13 protein-coding genes are annotated in these 14268 nt (G+C 32.2%); 4 read left to right on the plus strand and 9 right to left on the minus strand.

Features of this window, described 5'->3' with window-relative positions; all coding sequences use genetic code 11:
• Window positions 1-2 precede the first annotated feature (2 nt).
• The 9 genes from Z054_RS0106365 to Z054_RS0106405 all read right to left on the minus strand — a co-directional run bounded on the left by Z054_RS0106365 (window position 3) and on the right by Z054_RS0106405 (window position 8739).
• On the minus strand, window positions 3-1655 hold the full coding sequence (locus tag Z054_RS0106365) for an NADH-ubiquinone oxidoreductase-F iron-sulfur binding region domain-containing protein (RefSeq protein ID WP_024769243.1): 1653 nt from the start codon (window positions 1653-1655) through the stop codon (window positions 3-5).
• Between the two features lie 9 nt (window positions 1656-1664).
• On the minus strand, window positions 1665-2501 hold the full coding sequence (gene fdhD, locus Z054_RS0106370) for a formate dehydrogenase accessory sulfurtransferase FdhD (RefSeq protein WP_024769244.1): 837 nt from the start codon (window positions 2499-2501) through the stop codon (window positions 1665-1667).
• Window positions 2502-2609: 108 nt separating this feature from the next.
• On the minus strand, window positions 2610-4277 hold the full coding sequence (locus tag Z054_RS0106375; RefSeq protein ID WP_024769245.1) for a formate--tetrahydrofolate ligase: 1668 nt from the start codon (window positions 4275-4277) through the stop codon (window positions 2610-2612).
• A gap of 192 nt (window positions 4278-4469) precedes the next feature.
• A complete protein-coding gene (locus tag Z054_RS0106380) occupies window positions 4470-5264 on the minus strand; it encodes an ABC transporter permease (RefSeq protein ID WP_024769246.1) in 795 nt (264 codons plus the stop codon).
• Between the two features lie 5 nt (window positions 5265-5269).
• Complete coding sequence (locus tag Z054_RS0106385; RefSeq protein ID WP_024769247.1) at window positions 5270-6190, minus strand: ABC transporter ATP-binding protein; 921 nt, start codon at window positions 6188-6190, stop codon at window positions 5270-5272.
• A gap of 99 nt (window positions 6191-6289) precedes the next feature.
• Window positions 6290-6943 (minus strand): tetratricopeptide repeat protein, encoded by a 654-nt coding sequence (locus Z054_RS0106390; protein ID WP_024769248.1) that lies wholly within the window; start codon window positions 6941-6943, stop codon window positions 6290-6292.
• A 66-nt stretch (window positions 6944-7009) separates the two neighbouring features.
• Window positions 7010-7816 carry a TerC family protein gene (locus Z054_RS0106395; protein WP_024769249.1) on the minus strand — a complete coding sequence of 269 codons (807 nt, stop codon included), beginning with the start codon at window positions 7814-7816 and terminating at the stop codon, window positions 7010-7012.
• Window positions 7816-8190 (minus strand): hypothetical protein, encoded by a 375-nt coding sequence (locus tag Z054_RS0106400; protein WP_024769250.1) that lies wholly within the window; start codon window positions 8188-8190, stop codon window positions 7816-7818. Before Z054_RS0106400 ends, Z054_RS0106395 begins: the two co-directional genes overlap by 1 nt.
• Window positions 8191-8259: 69 nt before the next feature.
• Window positions 8260-8739, minus strand: coding sequence for a helix-turn-helix domain-containing protein (locus Z054_RS0106405; RefSeq protein ID WP_024769251.1), 480 nt, complete (start codon window positions 8737-8739; stop codon window positions 8260-8262).
• A 383-nt stretch (window positions 8740-9122) separates the two neighbouring features.
• Here Z054_RS0106405 and Z054_RS0106410 point away from each other — a divergent pair, with 383 nt between their 5' ends.
• From Z054_RS0106410 to Z054_RS0106425, 4 genes are all read left to right on the plus strand, one after another.
• A complete protein-coding gene (locus tag Z054_RS0106410; protein WP_024769252.1) occupies window positions 9123-10280 on the plus strand; it encodes a M14 family zinc carboxypeptidase in 1158 nt (385 codons plus the stop codon).
• Between the two features lie 76 nt (window positions 10281-10356).
• On the plus strand, window positions 10357-10836 hold the full coding sequence (locus Z054_RS0106415) for an Lrp/AsnC family transcriptional regulator (RefSeq protein ID WP_024769253.1): 480 nt from the start codon (window positions 10357-10359) through the stop codon (window positions 10834-10836).
• A gap of 163 nt (window positions 10837-10999) precedes the next feature.
• Window positions 11000-13585: a phosphoenolpyruvate carboxylase gene (locus tag Z054_RS0106420; protein WP_024769254.1), complete on the plus strand. Its 2586-nt coding sequence runs from the start codon at window positions 11000-11002 to the stop codon at window positions 13583-13585.
• Window positions 13586-13752: 167 nt separating this feature from the next.
• Window positions 13753-14265, plus strand: coding sequence for a DinB family protein (locus tag Z054_RS0106425; RefSeq protein WP_024769255.1), 513 nt, complete (start codon window positions 13753-13755; stop codon window positions 14263-14265).
• Window positions 14266-14268: the final 3 nt, after the last annotated feature.

Below are 14268 nucleotides of genomic sequence, written 5' to 3' on the forward strand. Positions count from 1 at the left end.
ATTTAGTTGAAGTACGTTTTCAATTCATCTTCAAAATAGTGTAACGTATTTCGGATAGGTAGTGGGATACCACCTCCGTGCGCACATAATGAGCCTTGTTCGAGGGTAGTTAAAAGGTCTGAGAATAATTTTTGATCTATTTTATGACCAGAATGTAATGCTTTGGTAGAAAGCTCATGACCACGTTTTGTCCCTAGTCTACAAGGAAAACATTTTCCGCAGCTTTCATAAGAAGCAAAATCAAAAAGATGTTCTATAAATTTCATCATCGGAAAACTAGAAGGAATACAAATAATTGATGCATGCCCCAGTAAGAAACCTTCTTTTGAAAAAGATTCAAAATCTATTGTTAAATCATTAATTTTTGAGATGGGTACTACTCCTCCAAGAGGGCCGCCAATCTGAAGCGCTTTAACGTCAGACTTAAATCCACCACCCAAATCATTAATAACTACAGAAAGAGGAGTTCCCATTTCTACTTCATAGAGGCCAGGTCGATTAAAAAAGCTATCTAAGGAGACTAGTTTTGTTCCAGAAGAACGTTCAGTTCCAATTTGTTTCCAGGCATTTCCTCCGTTACTGATAATGTAATGTAAAGCGGCTAATGTTTCCACGTTATTGACTACAGTTGGCTTATTAAATAAGCCTTTTTGAGCTGGATAGGGTGGGCGAACACGAACTTCTGGTCGTTGCCCTTCTATAGAATTTATAAGCGCCGTTTCTTCTCCACAAATGTATGATCCTTGTGCCTGTATGATTTTGAAATCAAAATTAAACCCACTGCCATGGATATTATCCCCGATCAATCCTTCATTTCGAAGATCATCGATAGCATCCTGTACAATTTTTGCTGCTTCAGGATATTCTGCACGTATATAGACAATCCCGTAACTTGCATGTGTAACATATCCAGAAATAAGCATCCCGAATAATACCGAATGAGGTTGATGTTCTAATAAATATCGATCAGAAAAAGCACCGGGATCTCCTTCATCGGCATTACAAATAATAAATTTTGTAGCGTTTTCTACATTTCTGCAAAACTCTAATTTTAATCCCATTGGGAAACCAGCACCACCACGACCTCGAACATTCGAGGTTTTGATTTCTTCTAATATTTCTGCAGAATCTTTTTTGAGTGCATCTATAAGAGGCTTATAAAAATCAGAAATAGTAGTGAATGATTGGGTAAGTATTGCTTTTCCGCTTGCTTTTATAGTATAGTTATCTTGATTTAGCTCATTTTTTGAATTAATAATTTGATCAAGATTATGAAGTGCATCACCAGAATAATTTTTTCCATTATAATGAAATGCGTTATTTTCATGACATCTTCCAAGGCATGTCATATGTCCAATTTCATCTTCCTTGAAATGATCTTTAAGTGAATTGCCTACAGTATCTTGCGTACCGGCACAAACACATGCGGTCCCATTACATACATATACTTTCTTACCTTTGTTTTCAGGCTTTAAAAAATCATAGAAACTAGCTGTACCATAGGCATTGGCTTTTCCAATTAAAAAATCATCAGCTAATTTAGCTAACTCTTCATCACTTGGTGTACCTGCAGGTTTTGCCAGCTCTCCCATTTTATTAAAGAGGCTTTGATCTACTTTTTTTCTACCTAATAATTCACTTAAATTATCTGACATATATTCTTTTTAACTTGCTTTTGTATCGATGTCTCGAAATTGTTTGGTTGTTTTAGTTCGATAAGGATTAGAGTAACAGGTTGCTCTCTGATTACGACAAAATGCTAATAGTGTAATCCCTAGTTCTTTAGAGTAATCAACAGCTAAAGAAGATGGTGCAGAAACCGCTGCTAAAAACGGAATTTTTGCTTTAAAACATTTAACAACGATTTCATAAGAAACACGTCCACTCACAGTGATTATTTTTGCTTGATCCAGTTTGTTCAATAAAATTAGTTTACCAATAACTTTATCTACAGCATTATGACGACCAATATCTTCCATAGAACATAGTAGTTCTCCGGTATTAGTAAATGCAGCTGCAGCATGCGCACCACCAGATTGGTTAAAATTATGCTGTAAAGCACTCATTTTTGTAAATAGTTGATGAATAATATTGACATCAATTATTTCGGTATCATCAATAGTTTTTCCAAGAAATGATAGATCTCCAAGTTCTGTTCGGCCACAAATGCCACAAGAAGAGACAGATAATAAACTTCTGCTGTTAGAATACCCATCACCTAGTTCTTCTTCAGGAATAGTAAGATTTACTATGGTTACAATGCCATCATCATTCTCTTTTTTTAGGACGATATCGGGCATGAAATTTATGTTTTTAACGATATCTTCAGAATGAAGCATCCCTCGAATTAGGCTAATATCTTCTCCCGGAGTCCTCATAGACACCGTAAAGGGTTTATTGTTGATATTTATTTGCAATGCTTCTTCAATAGTAAGTGAATCTAATGTTTTATTCACTGAATCTACTTCATATTTCTTGCCTTCATAATTTCTAATCGCCATAAGAACTACTAATTAATAAAGAGCCATTTACACAAAGTTAATAGAAATAATTGTATTATGTTAAACATTAACTATAATGCAAAAGGGCATATTTATTGATATTGACTTCTAAAATAAGCCTGTAATATTTCCGTCATTATCAATATTGATGTTTTCTGATGCCGGATGCGCAGGAAGACCTGGCATTCTCATCATATCTCCGGTAATTGGCACCAAGAATCCTGCACCTGCAGCTATTTCTATTTCTCTAATAGTTATAGTAAAATCTTTAGGGCGACCTATTAATTTTGGATTATCAGATAATGATTTTTGAGTTTTAGCCATGCAAATAGGAAGATTCTCCAATCCTAAATCAGCAATTGTTTTTAAATTCTTTTTTGCTTTTGCAGTATAATCTACTTGATTTGCGCCGTATATTTTTGTGGCAATAGTTTCGATCTTAGATTTTACATCTGCTTCCCAATTGTATAGTGGAGAAAAGTTTGATTCACCAGATTCTACAATCTCTACGACATGTTTTGCAAGTTCTATAGCACCTTTTCCTCCTTTAGCCCAAACTTCGGCTAAAGCAACTCTTACATTATTGTTTTTTGCAAACTCTTGAATAGCAGCAATTTCCTCATCGCTATCAGATACAAATCTATTGATAGCAATAACAGGAGTGATTCCAAATTGCTTTACATTTTCTAAATGCTTTTCAAGATTTGGTATTCCGTTTTTAAGCGCTTCGACATTTGGATCTGTCAATGACTTTAAATCTGCTCCTCCATGATATTTTAATGCTCGTATTGTAGTAGTGATTACGATTGCTTTTGGTGATATTCCAGCGCTTTGGCATTTTATATCCAAAAATTTCTCTGCACCTAAATCCGCACCAAAACCTGCTTCTGTTACGGTATAATCAGAAAGAGACATTCCCATTCGTGTTGCGATTACAGAATTAGTACCTTGTGCTATATTGGCAAAAGGTCCACCATGAATAATTGCCGGGTTACCTTCGATTGTTTGTACCAAGTTTGGCTTAATGGCATCTTTAAGAAGTGCTGCCATAGCACCCTCAACTTTTAATTCCTTTACATAAACGGGCTTTTTACTAAAAGTATACCCAATAAAGATGTTCCCTAATCGCTCTTTTAGATTTTCTAAATCATCTGCAAGACATAAAATTGCCATTATTTCTGATGCTGCAGTAATATCAAAACCTGTTTCTCTTGGTACACCAGAAGTTGTTCCTCCTAAGCCTACAACAATATGTCGAAGGGCTCTATCGTTCATATCCATTACCCTTTTCCAGGTAACAGTTCTGGCATCTATACCCAATGAATTTGTTTTACTTTGTATATTATTATCAATAACAGCTGATAGTAAATTATGAGCTTTCTCTATAGCAGAAAAATCACCAGTAAAATGCAGGTTAATATCCTCCATAGGAAGTACTTGTGAGTAACCACCACCTGTAGCTCCACCTTTAATCCCAAAAACAGGACCTAATGAAGGTTCTCTTAAAACCACTGTGGTTTGTTTTCCTAATTGATTTAGACCTTCAGACAGACCTATAGACATTGTAGTTTTTCCTTCACCGGCAGGTGTTGGAGAAATAGCAGTAACAAGAATTAAGTTACTTTTGTTTACCTTATTTTTATCAATAACCGAATGTGGTAATTTGGCTTTATACTTACCATACATTTCGATATTGTCAGAATTTAATCCTAGTTTTTCGGCAATAGTACTTATGTGCTTAAGTTGTATCTGTTTTGCTATTTCTAAATCATTCATGTGAAAAATATTTTTTAGGAGTATAATATTAACCAAATTATTTTGATTCTAATATTATACTTGTGAAAAACATCTTCAAATATTAATAATTTGTGTTGATTATAATTAAGGAGCAGAGTGGGATTTGATCCAGAATTATTTTTGAATATTGATTACTGATAAATGCGATTGTTTTTATCGTGAATATTCTTTTTATTTTACATTTATTCTTTTGATATCAAAAAAACCTGCTATAGAAAAAACCAAAAAGTATATTAGGCTATATATTGATACAGTAGGGAACCACCAAAATAGACTAAGGTCCGAAGTTTTTTCGTCTAATGGGTTCATACTTATCACAGAATAGGAATAGGGAAAATAAATTGCTTCTGGAGCTCTAGCAGCTATTAAACCAATAATTACCAATACCATACCGATTCCTAATGGAATAATAAAATTCTTAAATCTAAAACTTAACCAAAATTGAATAGCTAGAATGCCTAGAACAGAGATAAAAGAACGAAATAATATTTTTGTATGAAATATGTATTCTGGAGAGAATTCTGAAAAATTTAATTGTGGACGTATGCCGCCTAATAAATTTCCATTTAACAAAATTAATCCATAATACATAGCATATGTAGCGAATACAGTAGCAATAACTATGCTTAGTTTACCAAAATAAACGCTCGATTTTGGGATAGGTAAAGCAAATAAATGTTTAATGGCTGTTGCTTTATGCTCTATTTGGATAATTAAACTTGTGATAAGAACAATAAATAGAGGAACCAATGCAGGAAGGCTATTCATAATTTGCTCATTTGCGTATTGATTCCAGGGATTAACTCCCTCTTCAGGAATCAAACCTTCCCATTTTATGGTATATACTATAAAAAATAATAGAGGAATAAGTAGTGCGCAAATAGCAGTTAACCATAAGGCAAAAGTATGTTTTAACTTAATTATTTCGTTTTTTAAACTGCTGAAATAGAATGTTATAGCTGTCATTTTAATTAATTTTCGGTGAGGTTTAGAAATAATTCTTCAAGATTATTCTTGATCATTACCTGGTAAATATTAATATCATTTTTCCGAAGGGAATCTACCAGTACAGGGATTTGAGATTTTTCTTTTACAGAAACCAAAAGAAGGTGTTCTTCATGTTCTATACTTTTTATTTCGAATCCCATTTGAATCAGTTGATCATATGTACGATGTTTGTCATCTGTTTCAAGTTCGATTTGTAATTGATCTGATTGCGATGCAGTTAAAGCCTTAACGGTATCTTGAAAAAGCATTTTTCCTTCTCTAATAATACCAACATGAGTGCATGTTTTTTCAATTTCACTTAATAAATGACTAGATATAAAAATGGTAATACCATCTTCTTTGTTAAGTTTTTTTATTAATTCTCTCATTTCGATAATTCCCTTAGGGTCCAACCCGTTAGTTGGCTCGTCTAATATCAATAGCTCTGGTTTTGAAAGTAGTGCTATCGCTAAACCTAAACGTTGTTTCATTCCTAAAGAAAAAGTTTTAACCTTTTTGTCTTTCACGCGTAAAAGATTAACCGTTTCTAAAACTTCATCTATTCGATCTTTCTTGATGTTTCCTCGATAATTAGAGGCAATGAGTAAATTTTCCCTTGCACTTAAATGATTATAAAGAGAAGGGTTTTCTATTAGTGCTCCTATTTTTGATAGTGTATCAATTCTATTGTTTGCAAAAGGTTTCTCAAAGACCTTAACATTTCCCGAGTTTTTATTGAGTAAACCTAAGAGAAGTCTTATTGTAGTTGTTTTTCCTGAACCATTTGGACCTAAAAAACCATATATGCTTCCTTTAGGGACTTCTAAATCTAAACTGTCAATATCTTTTTTTGATTTCGAATACGAGAAGTTAAGCTTTTCTGTTTGGACTATTAATTGACTCATTATCTATACATTTCTCTGAAGACGAATCAATGTGTAAGTTGTTACAGCTTATCATATTCTCTTCATGAATTATATAGCTTTATGACTAGTATCAAATATTCATTCTTTTGATTTCCTTGTAGCAATTTCTATAAACAAGACTATTTCTTGTTTTTTGGTTGCATTTAGGATAATCTTATAAAGTTCAATTGCTTTACTATAATTTTTATTTCTCTCATGTAGCCAACCTAAGAAGAACATACTTGGAATATGGTTTGGATCCATTTTTAAACATTCCTGATAATCAATTTCTGCATTTTTCAATTCGCTATTAGCAAAATATAAATTTGCTCTTTCCCAAATTAAATCAGTTGTTTTGTTTTTTGAAATGAGGGTAGTAATAGAATCCATTTTTGATTGACTGTATTTCTTTTTCATAGCGAGAATTGATTGTTCTCTTAAATTTTCAAAGAAAAGAAAATAGGCATCACATTTTTGAATTAAATTTTGCTGCATTTCAAAGAATATTTTTTTCCCAATGATTTCTCCTTGTTCATACTCAGAAATAGAAGAGTTTTTGTCAATGAGCTTATCGAATTCATTTCGATAATTACCAATATTTTGAGTAAAACAGTTTTCTAGCGTATTAATCCCTTTTTTATTGTTTTCGGTAAAACATTTGCAGACATCATTGCTAAGTTTCTCTTTATATTCTTGCCCATAAATTGATATAGAAATAAAGAAGAGAGATACAATAGAAAAAAAATTATTCATATTTTATTTTTGATAAGTTAAAACCATATATTTTTTGAACTGGTTTATAATGTCACAATTTATATTTTATGCTTTTTGTTTAGAAGTTTTTTGCTTTTTTCGTAGCTTAAAATTTAAAAACTCGACTAGTAGTGAAAATGCAATTGTAAAATAAAGGTATCCTTTTGGTATGGTACCAACTTCGCTTTCGAATATCTGAAGGTGGGCTAAATGTGCAGCTTCTGCAATAAGCATAAATCCAATAAGGATTAAAAACGAGAGTCCTAATATCTGGATTGATGGGTGTTTGTTTACAAAGCGTCCTACAGGAGTTGCAAACAGCATCATAATTAAAACAGATACTACCACAGCAATAATCATTAATAATAATGCATCATTGGGATCATCACTTAATCCATTTGTCATCCCTACGGCTGTAAGAATAGAATCAAAAGAAAAGACAACATTGATTAAGGTAATCTGTACAATCGCATTAGAAAGAGAAGAAGAACTTTTGGCTTGGATTTCTTTTTCTTCTTCACCTTTTTCATCGACTTTTTCATGGATTTCATGAACACTTTTATATAGTAGAAACATTCCTCCGCCAAATAGAATTAAGGCTTGACCGCTAATACCAGCTTCTATCCAAGGAAGATTGATATGCCAGAAAGGAGCTTCCATAGCAACTAATAATGATATACCAAATAATAAAACGACACGCATGATCATGGCTAAGAATAGTCCAATATTGGTTGCTTTTTTTTGCTGTTGGTCTGGTAATTTACTAGAAGCCAATGAAATAAAAATGATATTATCAATACCAAGAATAATTTCTAAAAATGTAAGTGTTAATAAGGCGACCCAGGCATCTGCAGATGTAAAGATTTCGAACATTATTTTATTTTTTTTGCGGTTCCACGTTGTTTGTTTGTTGCATCTACTAATCCATATTCAAATGTATAGATGTTTTTATCGGTAGTTAAGATTTTCATATGTATAGCTTTTTTCTCAGCCATATTTTTGGGAGACAATTTCTGTACGATATATTCGCAGTCATTAATCCATCGAATACTGGCTGTGTCAATCTTACCTCTGAAATAATCAATTTCTATAGTATCATTGCGAATAAAGGTGGTCGTAATTAACTCACCATCCAAAAAAGTTTCAAATTCAAAAGTACCTGTATGAAAATCTATACAGTTACGTTCTTGTTGGTAACAACTACTAATAAATAGAGTACAGAAAAATAGTAAAGCAAATCGCTTCATAATAGTTATAAATGAAAAACGAAAATAATTCTATTTCCAGAAAGTTAATAGAAAGGAAGAAAAAAGTTGTTAAGATTTTTTCATGTGATATGAACTAAAGGTTCCATCCGTATAAAAAATAACAATTCTGTCTATTTCATTTTCGGCAGAAATTACTCTCGAAATTTTTTCGAGTGGAGGAGTATTTGGTGCAGCTATTTTTTCTTCTGGTGACGACTGCGAAAATAAATCCTGTTTAGAAATTGTAGTTGGAGCAGATGTTGATTGAGAAATAGTAGAGGTATCTGACAAAGGAATTTTTTTCTCAACAGAAATATGTTCAGACTTCGGAAATGTTCCTTTTCCATATAGTAACCATTGTAAATCTACATCTGTATATGCATCAACAATCTTCATTACAAAATCTAGGCTAGGTTTGTTTCGTCCGCTAAGAATATGAGAAATAGAAGAACGACCTACACCCATGTAATCTGCGAAAGATGAGGCAGATACAGCGTGATAATCCATTATTTTTTGGATTCTCTTACCGAAATCCTTATTGTTTACCATTGTAAACCAGTTTAGAAGTAAATGTTGGTTACAAAGGTAAACAAATTTGTTGAAAACAATGGTTTACAATTGTAAACTAACAATGTTTTGTAATGAACTTATTGTTTAAATAGACATGTTTAAATACTTGATTTATAAAGATATAATAGATGTTGCTTAATTATATTATTTTTTTTGTTAATAACTCAAATACATTTGGAAACATAGTGAACATTGTTGTTTAACTATGTAAACAATTGTGTATGTTTTGAATGTTTACAAATGTAAATAAGATGTTGTTACACTTGTAAACATCTCTTTAGTTTACAAGTGTAAATATTAATCTGATTTGTTATGAATCTTCAGTAAACTATAGTAATTTCGTAGTTTTCTAAAATGAATTAATGGATACTCGTATACTACATAACTGGTTCAATACTTATAAAGAACCTTCTTTATTTGGACGTTATATTACTCTAGATCATATTTCTCCTTTATTGGATCTTTTGTCTTTAAAAACCGAAATTGAGCAGATAGGACTTTCAGAGAATAATGCTCCTATACATCTTATTAAATTAGGGAATGGATCTAAAAAACTTTTGTTTTGGTCCCAGATGCATGGTAATGAAAGTACGACGACAAAAGCTGTATTTGATTTCTTAAACTTCGTTACAGACATCTCAAATGATTCGGCAAAAGCTATTTTAAAAGAGTGTACAATATATATAGTACCTATTTTAAGTCCAGATGGGGCAAAAGCATATACAAGACTTAATTATAACGATGTAGATCTTAATAGAGATGCACAACAAAAAACACAAAAGGAAAGTGTAGTGTTTAGTAAACTGGTCCAACGTATTCAACCAGATTTTGCTTTTAATCTTCATGGACAACGCACTATTTTTAGTGCGGGAGAAACTAAATATCCTGCTACGGTATCTTTTTTATCTCCAGCAAGTGATTTAGAACGATCAATAACTCCAAGCCGTAAAATAGCTATGGAAATCATAGCAAAAATGAATACAGTACTCCAACAGTGCATTCCAAATCAGGTAGGAAGGTATGATGATGGTTTTAATTTAAATTGTGTAGGAGATACTTTGGCTAATATGGGAGTGCCGACGATACTTTTTGAAGCTGGGCATTACCCAAATGATTATGATCGTGAAATAACCAGAGAATACATATTTTATTCCCTTATAACTTCAATACAATATATAGCGACTACTAAAATTATAGGAGATACATATAAAGACTATTTTTTAATACCAGAAAATGGAAAATGCTTCTATGATATTATTATAAGAGATGTGATGTTAGAAGGCAAAAACGTAGATATAGCCGTTCAATACAGCGAAGAATTAATCAAAAATAGTGTGAAATTTATACCAAAAATTGTTAAAATTGATGATCTCCAAAAATTTTACGGACATAGGGAGATTATTGGCAAAAAAAGAACAATACATAACGAAAACGTTACAGTAGAGATAGTTCCAGAGGCTAAGCTGTTAAAATTTCACCTAAACTCTGAATTATTCTTAATAGAATCAGCAAAAAGTTAAAATAAAATGTATGGAAACTATATTTTTCTGCTAAATTTGCAATGTAAATAATCGGGAAAAATAATAAAAAAACAATATGGCAAAGTTTAAATTAGACGAAGTTGACCACCAGATTCTAGACATGTTGATCGAGAATACACGTACACCATTTACAGATATCGCAAAAAAATTGTTGATTTCTGCTGGTACAGTACATGTGCGAGTTAAAAAAATGGAAGAAGCAGGTATTATTGAAGGGTCTTCATTAACATTAGACTATAAGAAATTAGGATATTCATTTATAGCATATGTTGGTATTTATCTTCAAAATACTTCGCAAACCAAATTCGTTTTAGAAAGGATTAATGAAATACCATTTGTAACTGTTGCTCATATCACAACAGGAAAGTTTAATATTTTCTGTAAGCTTAGAGCAAAAGATACTAATCACGCTAAGGAGATTATTTTTAAACTAGATGATATTGATGGTGTATATCGTACCGAGACTATGATTTCATTAGAAGAGAGCATTAATGATAAGAAACGATTAATGCATTCTATTTTCCAGGATTTATAAAGGGATATACTAAACAAATATAGAGTAAGCCCTTTAAGAAAATCTTAAAGGGTTTTTTAATTAAAAAGACTTTTTATAATCAGGCATGAGATGTACTAAACAAATTTTCTCTACTGTATTTAATAAAAAAGCATATTAACCATAAATAAGTACCACCACACCAATGGCTAGAAAACCAAAAATCGAACGTTTTAATGAAAACGTTCTTGCTAAGTACCAGATATACAATAGTATATTTATAACATTACCTTTTGATACTATAAGTAACACAGGGGTTTTGTTACCACTTTTTAAAGAAGTATGTGAAAAAGGCTATGATCAACACAAAAATCCTACAGAAATTGTAGAAGACTTTTTTTCATTATATCAAGATAACCCTATGCCAAAAGAAAAGCATGATTTGCTATTTAGGTTTATCCAGTATATAGAGCGTCAAGTTGTGTTATTTGATGCAATAGAAGATGCTGCCTTTCCTGTAGTTAATAATATGGATGGTCGCGGGACTTTAAGAAGTATAAAAGAAGAAGCCCAGGCAAAAGGTAAATTAGAAGAATTGAAAGATTATCTAAGAAGATTTAAAATACGCCCAACCTTAACAGCACATCCTACACAGTTTTATCCAGGAACAGTACTAGGAATTATTCATGATTTGGATGCAGCAATTCGTGATAATGATTCTCCTAGAATAAAAAAACTATTAGCTCAGTTAGGAAAAACGGCTTTCTTTAAGAAAGAAAAGCCAACACCTTATGATGAAGCAGTAAGCTTGATTTGGTATTTAGAAAATGTATTTTACCACTCTGCAGGAACCATATATAATTATGTTCAACAAAATATATTTGAAGGAGAAGATCTTGAAAATGATTTAATCAATTTAGGATTCTGGCCGGGAGGAGATAGAGATGGAAACCCGTTTGTAACCACAGAGATTACATTAAAAGTAGCAAAACGCTTACGAAAAACAATTTTGATAAATTATTATCGAGATATTCGAGTATTAAAACGAAGAATCACTTTTGGTAATCTTCAGGATAAAATAGCAGTTTTAGAAAATGCATTGTATGATAACTTTTATTATGCAAAAACCGCAGAACCATTATCGGTAGAAACATTAATGAATGGATTGCTTGAAATTAGAGAAGAGTTAATAGAGGAGCATCAATCTTTATTTCTTGAAGATCTGCAAGATCTAATTAATAAAGTGAAAATTTTTGGTTTTCATTTCGGGACACTAGATGTTCGTCAAGATTCAAGAATTCATCATAAAGTACTTACAGAAGTTGTACAGAAGACTAATGAACTGGAATTTGATCTTTTTCCTAAGCAATATGAATCTCTTTCTGAAAACGAACAGATCAGTGTGCTTTCTACCATTAATGGAAAAATAGATCCCTCTATTTTTGATGATGATATAACAAGAGCAACAATAGAATCCATTTATGCTATTAAAACAATACAGCAAAATAATGGAGAAAGAGCAGCTAATCGTTACATTATTAGTAATAATGGAAATGAACTGAATGTATTAGAAACATTTGCACTGATAAGACTTTGTGATTGGGAGTTTCCTACGGTAGATGTAATTCCCCTCTTTGAAACGGTGCCAGATTTACAGGTCTCACATGAGGTTATGGAGTCTTTGTATAACAATCCAGAATATATGGAACATCTAAAACGCCGCGGAATGAAACAAACTATTATGCTTGGTTTCTCTGATGGAACCAAGGATGGAGGATATCTTATGGCGAATTGGGGGATCTTTAAAGCAAAAGAGGCATTAACTGAAGTGTCTAGAAAATACAATGTAAAAGTTGTGTTCTTTGATGGTAGAGGGGGACCACCTGCAAGAGGAGGAGGAAATACAAATCAATTTTATGCTTCTCTTGGTCCAACAATTGAAGACGAGGAAATACAATTAACCGTTCAAGGACAAACAATCAGTTCTAATTTTGGTACACTGGATTCTTGTCAATATAATTTAGAACAACTGCTAGGAGCTGGCGTAGAAAATGAATTGACTAGTAATGAGGGTAATCTTTTCTCTGTAAAGAATAAGCAAACCATGCAAGAGCTTGCAGATATAAGCTATCAAACATATGTTGATTTCAAAAACCACCCTAAATTTCTACCTTATCTTGAGCATATGAGTACATTAAAGTACTACGGGAAAGCAAATATTGGTAGTCGACCTTCTAAAAGAAGTAAAAGCGAGACTTTGGATTTTGGTGATTTACGAGCAATACCTTTTGTAGGAAGTTGGAGCCAGTTAAAACAGAATGTTCCTGGTTTTTATGGAGTAGGAACCGCCTTAAAAGCATTTGAAGAAAAGGGAGAATTTGATAAAGTAATGTCACTTTATAAAGATTCACCATTCTTTAGAACGTTGATTGGCAATAGTATGATGAGTCTTACTAAGTCCTTTTTTGAATTAACTTCTTATATGAAAGAAGATGAGGAATATGGTGCATTTTGGGACATCATTCATGATGAATACTTGTTGACAAAAAGATTGTTATTTAAGTTAACAGGATATTCTGAGCTAATGCAAAACGAACCTGCAGGAAAAGCATCTATCGATATTAGAGAAAATATCGTATTACCTCTGCTTACCATACAACAATATGCATTGAAGAAAATTCAGGACTTAAGTAGGGATAAGGATGCAAATCCAGAAGATATTGCAATTTATGAGAAGATGGTAACTCGTTCTTTGTTTGGAAATATTAATGCCAGTCGTAATTCGGCGTAATTTTTTAATAAAGTACTGTTAAGGATATTATATTATGAAGCTGGAATGATTAAATTTCAGCTTCGTTTTTTAACCCATAGTATGCTTCATGACAAAGTTTTATAGCATAATGTGGGTTTACATACTATTTCAAATAAAAAGGGAATTTAATTTATACCTAATATACTATGTTATCACAGCTAAAAGAAGGAGAGTTTAATCCGTATTATGGGATATATATATCTAAAGCAGAATCTCCTGATCTTGTAAAAGGATTACAAAACAGTCAAAAAGAATTTGTTGATTTTATACAGTCCATTCCTGAAGAAAAACTTACTCACGCCTATGCAGAGGGTAAATGGACTGTAGCAGAGGTGTTGCAACATGTAATTGATGGCGAACGTATTTTTGCATATCGTGCTTTGCGTTTTGCAAGGAATGATAAAACACCAATTATGGGGTTTGAACAAGATGATTATGTTCCGTATTCAAATGCGAATAATTATAGTAAAGAAGAATTGATTTCAGATTTTCAGTCTGCGAGAAATAACTCTATTTCATTATTCAAAAGCTTCACTGGTGAAATGTTAACCAGAATAGGAGAGGCGAGTGGTAGCCCTATGAGTTCAAGAGCTGCAGGGTGTATATTAATAGGACATCAAAAACATCATTTTGAGGTTATAAAAGAAAGATATTTATAAGAT

It is taken from the genome of Aquimarina macrocephali JAMB N27 (genome assembly GCF_000520995.1).
In the GTDB taxonomy this organism is placed as follows: Bacteria; Bacteroidota; Bacteroidia; order Flavobacteriales; family Flavobacteriaceae; genus Aquimarina; species Aquimarina macrocephali.